The sequence below is a fragment of the Microbacterium hydrocarbonoxydans genome, assembly GCF_011752045.1.
Lineage (GTDB): Bacteria > Actinomycetota > Actinomycetes > Actinomycetales > Microbacteriaceae > Microbacterium.
In genome coordinates this window covers 34952-52831 of record NZ_JAAKXW010000005.1, presented here as the reverse complement: position 1 = coordinate 52831, position 17880 = coordinate 34952, and the positions used below count along the sequence as shown (strand labels likewise).

Annotated in this window: 16 protein-coding genes; 11 read left to right on the top strand and 5 right to left on the bottom strand. The window is 70.8% G+C overall.

Annotated elements, in window-relative coordinates; all coding sequences use genetic code 11:
* Positions 1 to 24: 24 nt before the first annotated feature.
* Genes G6G98_RS14045 through G6G98_RS14035 form a run of 3 tightly spaced genes read left to right on the top strand, consistent with a single transcriptional unit; the run spans position 25 to position 3119 of the window.
* On the top strand, positions 25 to 1467 hold the full coding sequence (locus G6G98_RS14045) for a purine-cytosine permease family protein (protein ID WP_164234336.1): 1443 nt from the start codon (positions 25 to 27) through the stop codon (positions 1465 to 1467).
* Complete coding sequence (locus G6G98_RS14040; protein WP_164234335.1) at positions 1464 to 2030, top strand: cysteine hydrolase family protein; 567 nt, start codon at positions 1464 to 1466, stop codon at positions 2028 to 2030. Before G6G98_RS14045 ends, G6G98_RS14040 begins: the two co-directional genes overlap by 4 nt.
* 27 nt (positions 2031 to 2057) lie before the next feature.
* A complete protein-coding gene (locus G6G98_RS14035; RefSeq protein WP_164234334.1) occupies positions 2058 to 3119 on the top strand; it encodes an alpha/beta hydrolase in 1062 nt (353 codons plus the stop codon).
* A 39-nt stretch (positions 3120 to 3158) separates the two neighbouring features.
* Here the strand turns inward: G6G98_RS14035 and G6G98_RS14030 are convergent, their stop codons facing one another.
* Both G6G98_RS14030 and G6G98_RS14025 read right to left on the bottom strand, forming a co-directional pair.
* Positions 3159 to 4532, bottom strand: a complete 1374-nt coding sequence (locus G6G98_RS14030; RefSeq protein ID WP_067353971.1) for a pyridoxal phosphate-dependent decarboxylase family protein — start codon at positions 4530 to 4532, stop codon at positions 3159 to 3161.
* A 39-nt stretch (positions 4533 to 4571) separates the two neighbouring features.
* Positions 4572 to 5180, bottom strand: coding sequence for a TetR/AcrR family transcriptional regulator (locus G6G98_RS14025; protein WP_067353967.1), 609 nt, complete (start codon positions 5178 to 5180; stop codon positions 4572 to 4574).
* Between the two features lie 79 nt (positions 5181 to 5259).
* Between G6G98_RS14025 and G6G98_RS14020 the strand changes: the two genes are divergently transcribed.
* The 6 genes from G6G98_RS14020 (at position 5260) to G6G98_RS13995 (ending at position 12091) form a co-directional block, all read left to right on the top strand.
* On the top strand, positions 5260 to 6282 hold the full coding sequence (locus G6G98_RS14020) for an agmatine deiminase family protein (RefSeq protein WP_164234333.1): 1023 nt from the start codon (positions 5260 to 5262) through the stop codon (positions 6280 to 6282).
* A 52-nt stretch (positions 6283 to 6334) separates the two neighbouring features.
* A complete protein-coding gene (locus G6G98_RS14015; protein ID WP_164234332.1) occupies positions 6335 to 8044 on the top strand; it encodes an amidase in 1710 nt (569 codons plus the stop codon).
* A 149-nt stretch (positions 8045 to 8193) separates the two neighbouring features.
* Positions 8194 to 9045: a tryptophan 2,3-dioxygenase gene (locus G6G98_RS14010; protein ID WP_067353957.1), complete on the top strand. Its 852-nt coding sequence runs from the start codon at positions 8194 to 8196 to the stop codon at positions 9043 to 9045.
* A complete protein-coding gene (locus G6G98_RS14005) occupies positions 9042 to 10055 on the top strand; it encodes a hydrolase (protein WP_164234331.1) in 1014 nt (337 codons plus the stop codon). Before G6G98_RS14010 ends, G6G98_RS14005 begins: the two co-directional genes overlap by 4 nt.
* A 1-nt stretch (position 10056) precedes the next feature.
* Positions 10057 to 11280, top strand: a complete 1224-nt coding sequence (locus G6G98_RS14000; RefSeq protein WP_164234330.1) for a kynureninase — start codon at positions 10057 to 10059, stop codon at positions 11278 to 11280.
* A complete protein-coding gene (locus tag G6G98_RS13995) occupies positions 11270 to 12091 on the top strand; it encodes a PaaX family transcriptional regulator (RefSeq protein WP_067353947.1) in 822 nt (273 codons plus the stop codon). The genes G6G98_RS14000 and G6G98_RS13995 overlap by 11 nt, the downstream gene beginning before the upstream one ends.
* A gap of 9 nt (positions 12092 to 12100) precedes the next feature.
* Here the strand turns inward: G6G98_RS13995 and G6G98_RS13990 are convergent, their stop codons facing one another.
* Both G6G98_RS13990 and G6G98_RS13985 read right to left on the bottom strand, forming a co-directional pair.
* Entirely contained in the window at positions 12101 to 13252 is a 1152-nt protein-coding gene (locus tag G6G98_RS13990; RefSeq protein ID WP_164234329.1) for a serine hydrolase domain-containing protein, read from the bottom strand.
* Positions 13249 to 14679 (bottom strand): purine-cytosine permease family protein, encoded by a 1431-nt coding sequence (locus G6G98_RS13985; protein ID WP_164234328.1) that lies wholly within the window; start codon positions 14677 to 14679, stop codon positions 13249 to 13251. The genes G6G98_RS13990 and G6G98_RS13985 overlap by 4 nt, the downstream gene beginning before the upstream one ends.
* 94 nt (positions 14680 to 14773) lie before the next feature.
* Here G6G98_RS13985 and G6G98_RS13980 point away from each other — a divergent pair, with 94 nt between their 5' ends.
* On the top strand, positions 14774 to 15409 hold the full coding sequence (locus G6G98_RS13980; protein WP_067355095.1) for a TetR family transcriptional regulator: 636 nt from the start codon (positions 14774 to 14776) through the stop codon (positions 15407 to 15409).
* A gap of 1 nt (position 15410) precedes the next feature.
* On the opposite strand, the gene G6G98_RS13975 is transcribed toward G6G98_RS13980, so the two are convergent.
* Positions 15411 to 16418, bottom strand: coding sequence for a LacI family DNA-binding transcriptional regulator (locus G6G98_RS13975; RefSeq protein WP_067353938.1), 1008 nt, complete (start codon positions 16416 to 16418; stop codon positions 15411 to 15413).
* 164 nt (positions 16419 to 16582) lie between these two features.
* On the opposite strand from G6G98_RS13975, the gene G6G98_RS13970 reads away from it, so the two are divergent.
* The gene (locus G6G98_RS13970; protein WP_067353935.1) at positions 16583 to 17878 is read left to right on the top strand and encodes an extracellular solute-binding protein; all 1296 of its coding nucleotides are present in this window, start codon (positions 16583 to 16585) and stop codon (positions 17876 to 17878) included.
* Positions 17879 to 17880: the final 2 nt, after the last annotated feature.

Here is a 17880-nt window from a genome sequence, read left to right as displayed (position 1 = left end):
CCGCTGCGGTGCCAGGATGAGGGCATGACGGAGAGCAAGGGCGCGCTGATCGAGCGCGCGGGCATCGAGATCATCCCGGAGTCCGACCGCACGGCGAAGCCGAGAGACCTGTTCTGGCCGTGGTTCGCGGCGAACGTGTCGGTGTTCGGCATGTCGTACGGCTCGTTCGTGCTGGGCTTCGGCATCTCGTTCTGGCAGGCGACGCTCGTGTCGGTCGTCGGCATCGTGGTGTCGTTCCTGCTCTGCGGGCTCATCGCGATCGCGGGCAAGCGCGGATCCGCGCCGACCATGGTGCTGTCCCGTGCCGCGTTCGGCGTGCACGGGCAGAAGATCCCCGGCATCGTCTCCTGGCTGACCTCCATCGGCTGGGAGACGTTCCTGGCGATCATGGCCGTGCTCGCCACCGCCACCGTGATCACGCAGCTCGGCGGCGACGGCGGCAGCCTGTGGCTGAAGATCATCGCCACCGTGATCGTCGCGGCGCTCATCGTCGCGGCATCCGTGCTCGGCTATCACACGATCATGAAGCTGCAGTCGGTGCTCACCGGGGTGACCGGCATCGTGACGATCCTCTACGTGATCCTCGCGGCGCCGAGCATCCGCTGGGATGCCGTCATGGCCCTGCCCTCCGGCGGATCCGGCCAGGTGATCGGCGCCCTGGTCATGGTGATGACCGGGTTCGGACTCGGCTGGATCAACATCGCCGCCGACTGGTCGCGCTACCAGAAGCGCACGGCATCCGACGGCGCCATCGTGTTCTGGAACACCTTCGGCGGCTCGATCGCCCCGGTCCTGCTGGTGATCTTCGGCCTGCTCCTGGCGGGGTCCGACGACGATCTCCTGGCGGCCGTCGGCGCCGACCCGATCGGGGCGCTGGCCGCCCTGCTGCCCATCTGGGTGCTGGTGCCGTTCCTGCTCACCGCGGTGCTCGCACTCGTCTCCGGCGCCGTGCTCGGCATCTACTCCTCGGGCCTCACGCTGATCAGCCTCGGCATCCGGATCCCGCGCCCCTCGGCCGCGGCCGTCGACGGCGTGATCCTCACCCTGGGAACGATCTACGTCGTCTTCGGCGATCAGGGCTTCCTCGGCCCGTTCCAGAGCTTCCTCATCACCCTCGGAGTGCCGCTGGCCTCGTGGGCCGGCATCCTCATCGCCGACATCCTCCGCCGCAGGAAGGACTATGACGAGGACGCGCTGTTCGACCCGAACGGACGCTACGGCGCGTGGGACGGCATCTCGATCGCCACGATGATCGTCGCCAGCGTGATCGGGTGGGGCTTCGTGATCAACCTGTTCGCGGATGCCGCCCCCTGGAACAACTGGCAGGGGTACCTGCTCTTCCTCATCGGCGGCAAGGAGGGCGAGTGGGCGTACGCGAACCTCGGCGTCTTCTTCGCCCTGGTCCTGTCGTTCGTGTTCACCTGGTTCGCCAGGGCAGGGCGCATCCGGCGGCAGGAGGAGGGATGAGCGGCCCCGGAGCCGACTGGCTGATCGTCGTCGATCCGCAGGCGATCTTCGCGGCCCAGGACTCGGCATGGGGCTCCCCCTTCTTCGCCGAGGCGATGCCGCGCATCCGCGCCCTGGCCGACGCCTTCGGCGACCGGGTGCTCGTCACGCGCTGGATGCCGACCGCCGACCGGACCACCTCCTGGGGCGACTACTTCGCCGCCTGGCCATTCGCCGATCAGCCCCCGAGCGACCCGCTGTTCGCCCTGGTCCCGGATGCCGAGGGCCTGAGCCCGCTGCCGACGCTCGATCTGCCGACCTTCGGCAAGTGGGGGCGCGAGATCGAGGAGATCATCGGCCGCGGAGCGCACGTCGTGCTGGCCGGCGTCTCCACGGACTGCTGTGTGCTCTCCACCGCTCTCGCGGCGGCGGACGCCGGGGCGCACGTGACCGTCGCCGCGGACGCCTGCGCCGGCTCGACGGCCGAGAACCACGCGGCGGCCATCCACGTGATGGGGCTGTACCCGCCGCAGATCACGATCAGCGACACGGAGGCGGTGCTCGCCGCGCGAACGGTTCGCTGACAGACTGATCCGCAGGAGGGGGGCTCCATGAGCGAGGATCCACACGACGAGACCACCACGAGGCGCGGCGAGCGACACCGTCCGAAGAGGCGGCATCGCGCCAGGATCGTCGTCGGCGTCATCGCCGGCGTGGTCGCCGTCGTCGCGATCGTCGCCTCGATCACGCCCTGGCCGTCGGCGATGGTGATCCGCTCCGTGTTCACCAAGGGCGGCGACGAGACCGCCGCCGAGATGGAGCGGCACGTCCCCGACACCGAGCTCACGGTGAAGACCGACGTCGCGTACGGCGCGGACGGCGCCGACACCACCATGGACGTCGTCACCCCGGCATCCGCCACCGGGCCGCTCCCGACGGTGGTCTGGATCCACGGCGGCGCCTGGATCTCCGGCTCGAAGGAGAACGTCGACCCGTACATGCGGATCCTCGCCTCCGAGGGGTACGCCGCCATCGCCGTGAACTACACGATCGGCCCGGAGGGCGTGTACCCGACCGCGGTGGATCAGCTCAACGAGGCTCTCGCCTACATCGATCAGCACGCCGAGGATCTGGGCGTCGACCCGAGCCAGATCGTGATCGCCGGCGACTCCGCGGGCGGCCAGCTCGCGAGCCAGCTGGCGACGATCGTCACCAGCCCCGAGTACGCCGAGATCATGAGCATCGAGCCCGCCATCGAGGCGGACCAGCTGGTCGCCGCCGTGCTCAACTGCGGCGTCTACGACCTCGGTGCCCTCGCAGCCCTCGACGGCGTGCTCGGCTGGGGATTCAAATCCGCGATGTGGGCGTACACCGGCACCCGCACCTGGGCCGAGGACTCCACCGGTGCGACGATGTCGACGATCGACTGGGTGACCGAGGACTTCCCCACGACGTACATCTCCGGCGGCAACGGCGACGGCCTCACCTGGACGCAGTCGATCCCGATGGCGCAGCGGCTCGATGAGCTCGGCGTGGACGTCACGAAGGTGTTCTGGCCCGCGCCCCACGAGCCGAAGCTCCCGCACGAGTACCAGTTCCACCTGGACCTGGACGACGCGCAGACCGCGCTGGAGAAGACGATCGAGTTCCTGAACGCGAACACCACGCGCTGACGGAAACGGCCCCCGGAGGCTCCGGGGGCCGTTCGCCTGTCACTTCATGGTGTCGAGGATGCCGACCAGGTCTTCGAAGGTGGTCAGCGGGTTGAGGATCGCGAACCGCGTGTTCGGGCGGCCGGCGTGCGAGCTCGGCACGACGAAGGCGCGCTGCGAGTCCAGCAGCTCGTCGGACCAGCGGTCGTAGTCCGCGCGGTCCCAGCCGTTGCGCTCGAAGACGACGACGGACAGCTGCGGGTCGCGCACCAGCGTCAGCTCGGGCCGGCGGCTGATCTCCTCGGCGATGCGCTTGGTCAGGGCGACCGTGGCGCCGATCGAGTCGCGGTAGGCGTCGATGCCGTAGGTCGCCAGGGAGAACCACAGCGGAAGGCCGCGCGGGCGGCGGGTCAGCTGGATCGAGTAGTCCGAGGGGCTGAAGTCGTCGCCGTCCGTGAGGGTGTCCAGGTATTCGGCGTGCTGGGTGTGCGCGCGGCGGCCGTTCTCCGGGTCGCGGTAGATCAGCGCACAGCAGTCGAACGGCGCGTACAGCCACTTGTGCGGGTCGACGATCACCGAGTCGGCGCGGCCGACGCCGTCGAACAGCGGGCGGGTGGCCGGCGCGAGCATCGCGGTCAGGCCATAGGCGCCGTCGATGTGCAGCCAGAAGTCGAACTCGTCCTTCAGCGCGGCGATGCCCGCGATGTCGTCGACGATGCCGAAGTTCGTCGAGCCGCCGGTGGCGACGACCGCGCAGACCGCGTCGCCGTGCTCGATCAGGGCCTCGCGCACGGCGTCGGCGCGCAGCACGCCGTCCTCCCCGGCGGGCACCAGCACGACGTCGGCGTCCATGACCTTGGCGGCCGACTTGTTCGAGGAGTGCGCCTCCTTGCTGCAGACGATCTTCCAGCGGTCCGGCAGCTCGCGGCCCGCGGCGAGGAGCTGCGACTTCGCGGTCTCGCGCGCGGCGACGAGCGCCGAGAGGTTGCCGATCGTGCCGCCCTGCACGAAGACGCCGCCGGCGGTCTCGGGCAGGCCGAACTCGGCGGCGAGGAAGGAGAGCACCTCGTTCTCGGCGTGCACGGCACCCGAGCCCTCGAGCCAGCTGCCGCCGTACAGGCCGGATGCCGACACGACGAGGTCGAACGCCACGGCCGCCATCGTCGGCGCCGCGGGGATGAACGACAGGTACTGCGGGTGGCTCGTCGTCAGGCAGGCGGGCGCGAGGATGTGCTCGAACACGCTCAGCGCGCGGGCGGCGCCGAGTCCTGCATCGGTGATGGTGGGGCCGACGAGCCGGTTCAGCTCGGCCGGCGTCTGCGGCTTGTCGAGCGGCACGTCCTTCGCGAGCATCCGTCGTCGCGAGTACTCGAGCACGGAGTCGACGATCGACGTCGATTCGGGCGAGGCCGCGTGCATGCGCACTGCATCCATGGGCTTTCCTTTACTGTTCGTGGTTCGTTTCGGGGGTGTCTAGGGGGTGGTGTCGAGCACGGCGGCGAGAGTGCGCCGCGCCAGGTCCGCTCGATCGTGCGGGGCCCACTTGACCAGCGAGTGGGCGCTCATGCCGTCGACCATGGCGAGCAGCAGCCAGGCGGCGGATCCGGGATCGACGGAGTCGGCCGAGTCGGAGGATGCCGCGGCGGCGATGACCTCCTCGAGGTCCCGCTGCCAGAGGTCCATCTCCTCGCGCACGCGCGCGCCGAGGGCCTCGTTGCGGGCGCCGAGCGACCAGGACTGCACCCAGACCAGGGCGACGTCGTCACGGGTCGTGTCCAGCAGCGTCTCGATGAGGCGCTGGAGGCTCGGGCGCAGGCCCTCGGCCGGCTCGAAGGCGCCGAGCACCTCCTCGCGCTCGGCGGCGACGATCGCGCTGAAGACCTCGGCGACGAAGGAGTCCATCACCGGCCGGTAGTGCGCGACGAGCGCGGGGGTCACGCCGACGCGCGCCGCGACGGCGCGCACCGTGAGGCTCTCCAGCCCGCTCTCGCAGGCCAGCGCGATGGCGCCCTCGAGGATCGCGCGCTCGCGCTCCTCGGGCGGCATCCGCTTCGGGCGGTCGGGTCTTGACGTGGTGTTCATCACCCGATACCGTAGCACTCGTTGATCAAGTGTTCAATAGCATCTTCCGGATGAATATGATCCGATTCGAGGAGACACCATGAACTGGCGCATGCCTGCCGAGACCGCACGCCACGACCGCATCTGGATGGCGTTCCCCGCCGAGGGGCAGACCCTGGGCGAAGGCGCGGCCGAGCGCGAGGAGGGGTACGCGACCTGGACCGCCGTCGCGCACGCCACCGCTGCCTTCACGCCGGTCACGATGCTGGTCGACCCCGGCGAGCTCACCCGCGCCCGCCGCATGCTCAGCGCCGACATCGAGATCCTCGAGGCCCCGGTCGACGAGTTCTGGATGCGCGACTCCGGCCCCACGTTCGTCATCGGCGACGACGGCCGCCTCGGCGCCGTCGACTGGATCTTCAACGGCTGGGGCGCCCCCGCGTGGGCAGAGTGGCAGAAGGCCGGCCAGCACGCCCGCATCATCGCCGAGGCCACCGGCGCCGAGCTGGTCAGCTCGACCCTGGTGAACGAAGGCGGCGGCATCCACGTCGATGGCGAGGGCACCGTGCTGCTCACCGAGACCGTGCAGCTCGACCCGCGCCGCAACCCGTTCGCCGACCGCCAGCGCGTCGAGGCCGAGATGCTCCGCACGATCGGCGCGACGAAGGCCGTCTGGCTGCCCCGCGGCCTCACCCGCGACTACGACGAGTTCGGCACGAACGGCCACGTCGACATCGTCGCCACCCTCGCCTCACCCGGCCGCCTCCTCCTGCACGAACAGCAGAACCCCGACCACCCCGACTTCGAGGTCAGCCGCGAGCTGCGCGCCCATCTCGAGCAGCAGACGGATGCCGCCGGCCGCTCCTTCGAGATCATCGGCCTGCCCGCGCCCTCGACCCTCACCGACGAGGAGGGGCCCGTCGACTGGAGCTACGTCAACCACCTCGTCACGAACGACGGCGTCGTCGCCTGCGGCTTCGGGGACGAGCAGGCGGATGCCGCGGCCCGCACCATCCTGGCCGACGCCTATCCCGGCCGTCAGGTCGTGACGGTCGACGCCCGCCCCCTGTTCGACCGCGGCGGCGGCATCCACTGCATCACCCAGCAGCAGCCGACCCTCTGACCCCACCCGGGTCCCTGAGCTTGCCGCAGGGCCCCCAACGAAGGACCCACCGATGTTCGACGTCTACGAAGCATCCATCGCCGACCTGCGCCGGGCGCTCGAGTCCGGCGCGACCACGTCGGTCGAGCTGGTCGAGGCCTATCAGGCCCGGATCGCCGCCTACGACGCCCCCGGCACCGAGACGGCACTGAACGCCGTGGTCGTGCCGAATCCGGCGGCGCTCGAGGAGGCCGCAGCCTCCGACGCCCGCCGGGCGGCGGGCGCCACGCTCGGCCCGCTCGACGGCATCCCGTACACGGCGAAGGACAGCTACCTCGTCAAGGGGCTGACCGCGGCGTCCGGCAGCCCGGCCTTCAAGGATCTCGTCGCCCAGCGCGACGCGTTCGCGATCGAGCGGCTGCGAGCCGGCGGAGCGATCTGCCTCGGCCTGACGAACATGCCGCCGATGGCGAACGGCGGCATGCAGCGCGGCGTCTACGGCCGCGCGGAGAGCCCGTACAACGCCGGCTTCCTCACCGCCCCCTTCGCCTCCGGGTCGTCGAACGGCTCCGGCACCGCGACCGCAGCGAGCTTCGGCGCGTTCGGCATGGGCGAGGAGACCTGGTCCAGCGGACGGGGACCTGCGACCAACAACGCGCTCTGCGCCTACACGCCCTCTCGCGGCGTGATCTCGACGCGCGGGAACTGGCCGCTCGTGCCGACCATGGACGTCGTGGTTCCGCACACCCGCAGCATGGCCGACCTCCTCGAGGTGCTCGACGTGATCGTCGCCGACGACGCGGAGACCCGCGGCGACTTCTGGCGCTCCCAGCCGTGGGTCGAGCTGCCCGCAGCATCCGCCATCCGGCCGGATTCGTACCCGGCGCTGGCCGCGTCGGCGTCGCTGGCCGGCGCCCGCATCGGCATCCCCCGCATGTACATCAACGCCGACCCGGATGCCGGCACGGCCGAGAAGCCGGGCATCGGCGGACCGACCGGGCAGCGCATCGAGACCAGGGCATCCGTCATCGAGCGCTGGGAGGCCGCACGCCGCGACCTCGAGGCCGCCGGTGCGACCGTCGTCGAGGTCGACTTCCCCGTCGTCTCGAACTACGAGGGCGACCGCCCCGGTGCACCCACCGTCGCCACCCGCGGGCTCGTCACTCCCGAGTACCTGAAGCGCGAGATCGTCGATCTGTCGGCGTGGGGCTGGGAGGACTTCCTCCAGGCGAACGGCGACCCGGCGCTGCACACGCTCGCCGATGTCGACGGCGCCACGATCTTCCCACATCCGGAGGGCGCGCTGCCCGACCGCTACACGGGCTTCGACGACGACATCGCCGAGTACCCCGGCTGGGTGCGCGACAACCCCGGCGTCGGCTTCCTCGACATGCCGGAGCTGGAGTCGGGGCTGCGGGGGCTCGAGGAGACCCGCCGCCTCGACCTCGAGGAGTGGATGGACGGCCTGGAGCTGGACGCCGTGGTCTTCCCGGCTGTCGCCGACGTGGGTCCAGCCGACATGGACGTGAACGAGGCCTCCGCCGATCTCGGCTGGCGCAACGGCACCTGGATCGCGAACGGCAACCTCATCGTGCGCCACCTCGGCGTGCCGACGGTGACCGTGCCGATGGGCCTGATGAGCGACATCGGGATGCCGATCGGGCTCACCTTCGCCGGACGCGCCTACGACGACACGCGTCTGCTCTCCCTCGCCGCCGCGTTCGAGGCGACCGGCGAGCCCGGCAGCCGCCGCACGCCGCCGCCGCGCACCCCGCGCCTCTGAGCCCACCGGGTCGCCGAGACCCCCGACTGTCGCCGAGACCCCCGCGTATCCACGTCGATACGCGGGGGTCTCGGCGATCACCGGGGGTCTCGGCAGATGCAAACATTTCATTATTGTGACGCCCGGCATGATAGTGATATGTTCTGGCCATGAGCACCGAGAATGAGCGCGCCCTCGAAGCAGGCATCGTCACCGACCTCGCGGGGCGGATGACGTACGGCTCGTACCTCGCTCTCGATCAGCTGCTCACCGCGCAGCATCCGGTCAGCGTCCCCGAGCACCACGACGAGATGCTGTTCATCATCCAGCACCAGACCACCGAGCTCTGGCTCAAGCAGCTGCTGCACGAGCTCTCCTCCGCGCGCGAGCTGCTCGCCAGCGACGACCTCCGCGAGGCGCTGAAGCGCGTCGCGCGCGTCAAGAGGATCCAGGACGTGATGACCCAGCAGTGGGCGATCCTGGCGACCCTCACCCCCACCGAGTACGCGCAGTTCCGCGGCGCGCTCGGCAATTCGTCCGGCTTCCAGTCCGTGCAGTACCGCGCCGTCGAGTTCGCGCTCGGCAACAAGAACGAGAAGATGCTCGGCGTCTTCCGCGACCACCCGGCGAACCTCGCCCTGCTCACGGCCGAGTGGGAGAAGCCGACCCTCTACGACGAGTTCCTCCGCTACGCCTCGCGCCGCGGCCTCCCGGTCCCCGCCGAGATCCTCGAGCGGGACGTCCGGCAGCCGTACCGGGAGACCCCGGAACTGGTGCCGGCGATTCGCGAGATCTACCAGGACCCGCAGCGGCACTGGGACCTCTACGAGGCCTGCGAGGACCTCGTGGACCTCGAAGACAACTTCCAGTTCTGGCGCTTCCGGCACCTCAAGACGGTCGCCCGCACCATCGGCATGAAGGTCGGCACCGGCGGCTCCAGCGGCGTCGGCTTCCTGCAGCGCGCCCTCGACCTCACCTTCTTCCCCGAGCTGTACACGGTGCGCACCGAGATCGGCGCGTGATGCAGGCCGCGGCCTTCTTCGACGGCGAGGGATGGCGCGATGGCGTCCTCGCCGTCGGCGACGACGGACGGATACTGCTGCGCGACGAGTCCCCGGCGCCGGACCTCCCCCGCTTGGACGGTGTGATCGTCGGAGGCTTCGCCGACCACCACGTGCACCTCCAGCTCGTGGAGCACGCGCTGCTCGCCGGCTCCCGGCTCGGCCGCGTGTTGGACCTCGGAGCGAACCTCGACGTCATCCGCACGCTTGCGGGCGCATCCGGCGCACCCGGCGAGGTCGAAAACGCACGGGAGAACGCGCCGGGGGATGCGATTTCGACCTCGCATTCCGAGCGGATCGTGCGCATCGAGTACGCCGGGGCGTTCCTCACGCCGGTCGGCGGGTACCCGTCCGACCGGGAGTGGGCGCCGGAGGGCTCCTTCCGCGAGATCGCGACACGAGCGGATGCCGCCGCGGCCGTGACCGAGATGACGGATGCCGGAGCCACCCGCATCAAGCTCGCCAGCAACAGCACCGCGGGGCCCGTGTTCGACGACGACACGATCCGCACGATCGTCGACCTCGCCGCCGCACGTCGCCTCCCCGTGGTCGCGCACGCCGAGGGGCCGGGCGAGGCGCAGCGCGTCGCGCGCCTGGGCGTCGCCGCCCTCGCGCACGCTCCCTTCTCCGAGCGACTCGACGACGACGAGATCGCCGTGCAGGCGGCATCCGTCGCCTGGATCTCCACGTTGGCCATCCATGACGACGCCGCGCGGGCCATCGCGATCGACAACGTCCGCCGCTTCCACGCCGCCGGCGGGACCGTGCTGTACGGCACCGACATGGGCAACGGCCCGACGCCCGTCGACCTGAATCCCGCCGAGATCGCCGCCCTGCGCGAGGCCGGCGTCGACGGCGCCGCACTGCTGCGGGCGCTCGCGCAGGTCGACCCGCGCGAACCGGCATCCGTGCTCCTCGTCCTCTCCGAGAAGACCTCCGACCCGTCCGACGCCCGACTCCTGAAGGTGTGACATGACCGATCTGCTCGCGACCGCCCGCTCGCTCGACGCCGCCGACCCGTTGCGCGCCCATCTCGACGCCTTCGCCGAGGCGCCCGGCGTCGGCGCCTATCTCGACGGCAACTCCCTCGGCCGACCGCTCAAGGACATCCCCGAGAAGCTCGCGGCCTTCGTGCGCGAGGACTGGGGCACGCGCCTCATCCGCTCCTGGGACGAGCAGTGGATGGCGCTGCCGATGGAGCTCGGCGACCGCATCGGCGCGGTCGCCCTCGGCGCGGCCGCCGGGCAGACGGTCGTCGCCGACTCGACGAGCGTGCTCATCTACAAGCTCATGCGCGCCGCCGCCGCGGCGGACGCGAGCCGCACCGAGCTGGTGATCGAGGCCGGCAACTTCCCCACCGACCGCTTCCTGGCCGAGGGAGTCGCCGCCGAGACCGGCTTGACGGTCGTGTGGCTGGAGCCCGACCCGGTGCATGGCGTGGCCGTCGCCGACGTCGAAGCGGTCGTCTCGGAGCGCACCGCCCTCGTCTCGCTGAGCCACGTCGACTACCGCTCCGGGGCCCTCGCCGACATGCCGGGCATCACGGCGGCAGTCCACGAAGCCGGCGCGCTGATGATGTGGGACCTGTGCCACTCGGTCGGCGTGCTCCCGATGCAGCTCGACGCCTGGGGCGTCGACATGGCGGTCGGCTGCACGTACAAATACCTCAACGGAGGCCCCGGCTCCCCCGCTTTCGCCTATCTCCGCCGCTCGCTGCAGGGCGTGCTGCGTCAGCCGATCCAGGGCTGGTGGAGTGCCGCCGACATCTTCGCGATGGGCCCCGAGTACGTGCCGGCCGGTGACATCCGCCAGCTGCTCAGCGGCACCCCGCCGGTGACCTCGATGCTCGCGATGCAGGGGATGCTCGACCTCATCGAGCAGGCCACGATCGAGAGCGTGCGCGCGAAGTCGAAGTCCCTGACGGACCTCGCCGTGCACGCCTTCGACGAGGTGCTCGCCCCGCTCGGCGTGCGGCTGCTGAGCCCGCGCGACCCCGAGCTGCGCGGCGGTCACATCACGATCGGTCACGACGACTTCCGCGAGGTCACCCGCCGGCTGTGGGCGGACGGCATCATCCCCGACTTCCGCTTCCCCGACGGCATCCGCCTCGGGCTGTCCCCGCTGAGCACCTCGCACGTCGAGACCGTCACGGGCGTACTCGCGGTGCGCGACGCACTGGAGTCGGATGTCGCCTGAGGCGAGCGGCCCGGTGCTCGACGACATCGACGCCCGCCCCGGCAGCACCGCCTCGCTCCTGCGCACGATCGTCGGCCTGTACCTCCGCCCGCTCGGCGGCTGGATCTCGGCCGCGCACCTCGTGGCGCTCGCCGGCGACCTCGGCATCCCCGCCGCCCCCGCCCGCACCGGCATCGCCCGGCTCAAGCAGAAGGGGCTGCTGCTCGCCGAGCGCGAGTCCTCGATCGGCTACCGGCTGAACCCTGCCGCGCTCACCATGCTCGAGCGCGGCGATCGGCGCATCTTCGAGATGCGCGAGATGACGGATGCCGACAGCTGGTGCCTCGTGTCGTTCTCCATCCCGGAGAGCGCCCGCAGCGTGCGGCATCAGCTGCGCCGCCGGCTGCAGTGGACGGGCGCCGGCGTCGTCTCCCCTGCGCTGTGGATCTGCCCCGGCCACCTGCAGGGCGAGATCGAGCAGATCCTCGACGAGCTCGGCGCCCGGCACTGGGTGACGCTCTTCCCGGCCGGGACCCCGACCACAGCGACGTCGCTGCCCGAGGCCGCCGCCGAGTGGTGGGACCTCGATGCGCTGCGCGCGGAGCACCAGGCCTTCCTCGACTCGCTCGCCGCCCTGCCGGCGGAGCCGTTCGCCGCGTACGTGCAGCTCATCGACACCTGGCGGGTGCTCCCCTACCTCGATCCCGGCCTGCCGCCGTCGATGCTCCCCGACGGCTGGCCGGGCCGACGCAGCTTCGACGAGTTCGCCCGGCTCTCCTCCGCGCTGCGCGACCCCGCATGGGAGCACGTGCGCGCGGTCACCGGCGCCTGAGCCGCGCTCTCAGCCGAGCGTCCGGCAGACGTCGGCCAGGAGCCCGGACTGGAGGGTCCACCACTCCTTCGTGTCCGGGTCCGGCCACGTCGAGAGCTTCACGACCACCGTGTCGATCGACGGGTCCAGCCACAGGTTCTGGCCGTGGATGCCCATGCCGCTGACCGTGCCGCGCTCGTCGCCCAGGCACCACCACTGCCGCGTGTACGAACCGCCGGGGAGTGTGCCGTCTCCTGCCGCCATCGCGGCCGGGTCGCCGCCGGCGAGGATCGCGTCCACCCACTCCCGCGACACCACCCGCCCTGCGGGTCCGGCGCCGCCGTCGAGCATCAGGCGTCCGACCCTGGCGAGATCGCGAGCCGTGCAGGAGACCCCGCCGTTCGCGAAGCCGAATCCGGTGCTGTCCACGGTGATCGTCGCGTCGTGCTCGGCGCCGATCCTCGCCCACAGCCGCTCGGAGAGGGACTCCGCATACCGGCGTCCGGTGACGCGCTCGACGATCCAGGCGAGAACGTCGGTGTTCGCCGAGCAGTACTGGAAAGCGCCGACCGCTCCGCTTCCCCGCAGGGTCGCGAGGAAGGCGTACGTGTCGGCCGGGTCGCCGTCGCGGCGGCGGCGCCAACCCGCCGAGCGGTCGTGCGTCTGCACCTCCGACGCCGGGTTCACGTAGTCCTCGTCGTAGTCGATCGCGATCACCATGTCGAGGGCGTGCTGCACGGTGGGGCCGTCGTAGACGGAGCCTGCGAGCTCGGGGACGTACGCGGTGATCGGGAGCGCCGGATCGATCGCCCCCTCGTCGACGAGGGATCCCACCACCAGGCTGCACAGCGACTTCGACACGCTCATGATGAGGTGGCGGTCATCCGGAGCGAAGCCGGAGCGATAGTACTCGGCGACGACCTCGCTCCCGCGGAGCACGAGGAAGGCGTCGGTGTACGTCGCCTCCAGGCGCGACTCCAGATCCGGGATGCCGTCGGCGAGCGCGTCGAGGCGCACTGTCGCGCCGCCGGCATCCGGTGCCCGCCGCGAGACGACGGCGCTCGGCACGAGCTCGCCGAGGTGCGCGAACGCCCAGCGGTTGTGCGGCGGGTCCTGCCAGGTGTCGAGCGTGGGCTGCCCCGGGGCCGTGCCCGCGTGACGGGCGGGGTGCGGGCCGGTCACTCGCCGTTCTCCCGCCGGATCCGCGGACCGGCGAGCACCACGTAGAGCACGATCGACACGAGGATGCCGACCGGCGCCGAGAGGTCGATGTAGCCGAGCGCCTCGGCGAGCGGACCTGTCCAGATCTCCGTGGAGAGGAAGAGCGCGGTGGCGACGGCACCGGCGACGACCGAGACGAGCCCGGCCGCCCCGAACCCGCCCTGGTACCAGTAGCGGCCGCCGGGACGCTCGTCGAAGAGTCCGAGGCTGTCGTAGCGGTTGCGCCTCAGCACGATGTCCGCCACGTAGACGGCGATCGTGGGAGCCGAGATGATCAGCAGGAACTGCAGCATGAGGTTCACGGCGTCGATGAGGCTGGTGCCGAGCACGAGGACGATCGTGAAGGCGGTGCCGAGCACGCCGATGAGGACGGCGGAGGGGATGCGACGGATCGGGACGCCGATCGACTGCAGCGCCATGCTGGCCGTGTACGTGGTCATGCCGTTGAGGGCGACGGTGTTGACGATCACTCCGAGCACGAAGAGCGGGCCGAGCCAGACCGGGAGCATGTCGAGCAGCGCGTACTCGATGCCGATGGCGACATCGTCCGGGCTGACCGCTCCGCCGAGCGCGGCGCCGAACGACGTGAACACGAAGGCGGGGACCGCCCCGCCGAGAGCCGTCGCGGCGACGACCGCCGAGGGCTTGGTCGACGCGGGCAGGTAGCGCGCCACGTCGGCGCTGTTGGAGTACGAGAGCGGGCTGGAGGCGAGGATCGCGAAGGCGATCGTGATGCTCGACCAGAGCGCGACGCCGCTGAGCTGCGCCGGCTGGGCGTAGCTCCAGTCGATCTGCGGGGTGATGAATCCGACGACCAGGAGGAAGACGACGAGGAGTCCGATGGTGATGCCCATGTACGCCTTGAGGATGAGCGCGTGCCCGTAGACCGCGACCAGGACGGTGACCGCCGCCACGACGACGGACACGAGTATGAGCGCGAGCGTGTGGTCGCCGAAGCCCCAGCGCATCAGCAGCTCGGCTCCCATGAACGAGGACGCCACCCAGTTCAAGGCGAGGAACACGCCGGAGATGAGCCAGCCGTAGAACGCGATGATGACCTTGTTGCCCCGGTAGCCGTAGATCGCGCGCTGGACGACCGATCCGGAGGTGCCGGAGGCGGGGCCGCTGGTCGCCACGATGCCGGGGAACACCCAGAGCAGGGAGGAGGCGAGGATGACGAGGACCGCCTGCCAGATCTCGAGGCCGAGCAGCAGCGTGAGCGTCGCGCCGATCGTGAAGTTCAGCACGCTGACGTTGGGGGCCGCCCACACCGCGAAGAGGTCGCGGGCGCGGCCGTGGCGTTCCTCGGGGTCGACGAGTTCGATGCCCCGCGTCTCGGGGCGCGACGCGGTGTCGACGAACTGCGCGGCGTGCGATGTATCCGTCATCGGAGTCCTCTCGGCGCGATCTCCGCAATGAGATCGTTGTTATTGGTCGGGCAACCAATTGTCTATTGGTCACTCATCCAATAACATGACGGGCATGATGTCAAGAGCGAATCCGCGCCAGACGCGCAAGGCGCCGGAGGAGCGCCGCGCAGAGATCGTCGCCGCCGCGGCGGAGATCGCCCTCGCCGACGGACTCGAGCGCATCACCCTGCGCGCCGTGGCCGAGCGGCTCGGGGTGCGGCCGGGTCTGATCGGCCACTACTTCCCCGTCGCCGAGGAGCTCGTCGTCGAAGCGTTCGCGCTCGCCATCGCCGGCGAGCGCGAGGCGCTGTTCCCGCCCGGGGGGACACCGACCGCGCAGGTCGCCACGCTGATCGCCCGCTCGCAGAGCGAGGAGTCCCGCCCCCTCGCCCAGCTCTGGCTCAACGCGCGCCATCTGTCCCGGTTCCACCCCGCACTGGCAGAGTGCCTCACCGTCCAGGAGGACCTCGACCGAGGCCGCCTGGTCGCGGCGATCGAGGACGGCATCCGCTCCGGCGAGTTCCGCACGACGGATGCTCTCGCCGCAGCCGTGCGGATCTTCGTCGCCGTCGACGGCGTCGGCGCCTACGTGAACAACCCCGGCTCGTTCGACGAGGACTCCTACACCCACTTCGTCGCGGACACCGCGGAGTGGGCCCTGGGACTGGAGCCCGGAGCGATGCGGGCCGCTGCCGCGGAGCCGGCCTGAGTCAGCGCTCGCCGGTGAGCCGCGCGGTCGTGGCCCGCACCACGAGGCGCGTCGGCAGGGTCACGTGCATCTCGTCCAGCTCCCTGCCCGACAGCTGCGCGAACACCATCTCCGCCGCGACCGCCCCCAGGCGACGCATCGGCTGCTGGATGGTCGTCAGCGGCAGCGTCCTCCGTGAGGCCTCGGGCACGTCGTCGAAGCCGATCACGGAGAGATCGTCGGGCACGCGCAGGCCGAGGTCGTGCGCGACGTCGATCACGGCGATGGCGGACAGGTCGTTCGCGGCGAACACCGCCGTCGGCCGCGAGGCGCTGTCCAGCATCAGCCGCGCGGACTCCCTCGTCGTCTCGAGCTCGTAGCGGCCGATCCCGACGAGCGAGGGATCGACGAGGATGCCGGCGTCGGAGAGCGCACGACGGTAGCCGGCGTCGCGGAGCGCCGCCGAGCGCAGATCCGGCCGGCCCGCCAGGAAGCCGATCCGGCGGTGCCCCAGGTCGATGAGATGCCGGGTGGCCGCGTAGGCGCCGCCGAAGCTGTCCGACTCGACGGTGGGCAGATCGGCGCGGCCCGTGTGCGGATCGATCGCGACCACCGGGATCTCCGCGCCGGGGCTGACGACGGTGGGCGTGACCATGATCGCGGCGTCGATGAGCGTTCCCGAGAGCCGGCTCAGCGATCGCCGCTCCCAGCCCTCCCGCGCGCCGTGGTGCGAGCCGCTGTAGGCGAGAAGGTCGAAGGCGGTGTCGTGCATCGCGGCACCGACGCCCTTGAGTATCTCGGCGCTGAACGGCTCGAAGTCCGCGAGGAGCACGCCGATCACACCCGTGCGCCGGGCCCGCATGCTGCTGGCGACGAGGCTGGACTCGTAGCCGAGCTCCCGCACCGTGTCGAGGACGCGCTGCACCGTAGCATCCGCGATCCCGTACCGGCCGTTGACGGCCTTCGACACCGTGGACACCGAGACGCCGGCCGCCTTCGCGACGTCGTGGATCGTGGTCCTTGCCCCCATGACACGACAGCGTAGCGTCGCCGAAGCGGGCGCGGAAACTGTTTTCGAAAACGTTTGACGAGATTCCGGGCCGGCCGCAGACTGCATCACGCTGCGGTCTCACCCGAGGCTCCGCAGGCGCCCGCATCGACGCGGCGCGCAACTCGACGAGGAGAACGAATCACATGATCAGCAGAAGACTCCCCCTCGCCTCGACCGCCGCCGTGCTGGCAGCCGGAGCGCTCGCGCTCTCGGGATGCACGGCGGGCGGGTCGGACGGCGACGGCGACGCATCCACCACGATGACCCTCTGGCACAACTCGTCGACCGGCCCCGGCATGGAGTTCTGGGAGCAGACGGTCGCCGACTTCGAGGAGGCCAACCCCGGCGTCACCATCGAGATCCAGTCGATCCAGAACGAGGATCTCGACGGCAAGCTGCAGACGGCCCTGAACTCCGGCGACGCTCCCGACATCTTCCTGCAGCGCGGCGGCGGCAAGATGGCGGCGATGGTGAAGGCCGGGCAGCTGAAGGACCTCACCGACGGGATCGCCGGAGCCGCCGCCGAGGAGATCCCGGATGCCGCGTACTCCGCGAACAGCCTGGACGGCAAGGTGTACGCCATGCCCGTCGCGGTCCTCCCGGGCGGCCTGTTCTACAGCCAGGACCTGTTCGACCAGGCGGGGATCACCGAGAACCCGACCACCATCGACGAGCTGACGGAGGCCACGGAGGCGCTCAAGGATGCCGGCATCGCACCGGTCGCCCTCGGCGCGAAGGACGCGTGGCCCGCCGCGCACTGGTACTACTGGTTCGCCCTGCGCGAGTGCAGCCCCGACACGCTGGCGAAGGCCGCCGACGAGATGAGCTTCGACGACGAGTGCTGGATCCGTGCGGGTGAGGACCTGCAGGAGTTCGCCGCCACCGAGCCCTTCAACGACGGCTTCCTCACCACGTCGGCCCAGCAGGGCGCGGGCAGCTCGGCCGGCCTCATCGCGAACCACCAGGCCGCCATGGAGCTGATGGGCGCGTGGGATCCGGGAGTGATCGGCTCGCTGACGCCCGACCAGCAGCCCCTCGCCGACCTCGGCTGGTTCCCGTTCCCCGAGATCGACGGCGGCGACGGGGAGCCCGGATCGATGATGGGCGGTGTCGACGGCTACTCGTGCTCGGTGGACGCCCCCGACGCGTGCGTCGACTTCCTCAACCACCTGGGCACCGCCGAGGTGCAGACGGCGTACTACAAGGCGTTCAACGCTCCGCCGGTGAACACCGTCGCCCAGGAGGCCGTGACCGAGCCGTATCTGCAGTCGATCCTCGAGGCGTACAACGCGGCGCCGTACGCGACGCAGTGGCTGGACACCGTCTACGGCCAGAACGTCGGCAACGCGCTCAACGTGGCCGTGGTCGACATGCTCGCCGGCCAGGGCAGCCCCGAGGACATCGTCAAGGCGGTCCAGGACGCCGCGGCGAAGGCCTGAGG

Bases quoted from the DNA above. Each gene is read 5' to 3' on its own strand.
- G6G98_RS13980 (WP_067355095.1), top strand. From the start codon at position 14,774: ATGATGTCAAGAGCGAATCCGCGCCAGACGCGCAAGGCGCCGGAGGAG.
- G6G98_RS13985 (WP_164234328.1), bottom strand. From the start codon at position 14,679: ATGACGGATACATCGCACGCCGCGCAGTTCGTCGACACCGCGTCGCGC.
- G6G98_RS14025 (WP_067353967.1), bottom strand. From the start codon at position 5,180: ATGAACACCACGTCAAGACCCGACCGCCCGAAGCGGATGCCGCCCGAG.
- G6G98_RS14000 (WP_164234330.1), top strand. From the start codon at position 10,057: ATGACCGATCTGCTCGCGACCGCCCGCTCGCTCGACGCCGCCGACCCG.
- G6G98_RS13970 (WP_067353935.1), top strand. From the start codon at position 16,583: ATGATCAGCAGAAGACTCCCCCTCGCCTCGACCGCCGCCGTGCTGGCA.
- G6G98_RS13975 (WP_067353938.1), bottom strand. From the start codon at position 16,418: ATGGGGGCAAGGACCACGATCCACGACGTCGCGAAGGCGGCCGGCGTC.
- G6G98_RS14010 (WP_067353957.1), top strand. From the start codon at position 8,194: ATGAGCACCGAGAATGAGCGCGCCCTCGAAGCAGGCATCGTCACCGAC.
- G6G98_RS14045 (WP_164234336.1), top strand. From the start codon at position 25: ATGACGGAGAGCAAGGGCGCGCTGATCGAGCGCGCGGGCATCGAGATC.
- G6G98_RS14035 (WP_164234334.1), top strand. From the start codon at position 2,058: ATGAGCGAGGATCCACACGACGAGACCACCACGAGGCGCGGCGAGCGA.
- G6G98_RS14020 (WP_164234333.1), top strand. From the start codon at position 5,260: ATGAACTGGCGCATGCCTGCCGAGACCGCACGCCACGACCGCATCTGG.
- G6G98_RS13995 (WP_067353947.1), top strand. From the start codon at position 11,270: ATGTCGCCTGAGGCGAGCGGCCCGGTGCTCGACGACATCGACGCCCGC.
- G6G98_RS14040 (WP_164234335.1), top strand. From the start codon at position 1,464: ATGAGCGGCCCCGGAGCCGACTGGCTGATCGTCGTCGATCCGCAGGCG.
- G6G98_RS14030 (WP_067353971.1), bottom strand. From the start codon at position 4,532: ATGGATGCAGTGCGCATGCACGCGGCCTCGCCCGAATCGACGTCGATC.
- G6G98_RS14015 (WP_164234332.1), top strand. From the start codon at position 6,335: ATGTTCGACGTCTACGAAGCATCCATCGCCGACCTGCGCCGGGCGCTC.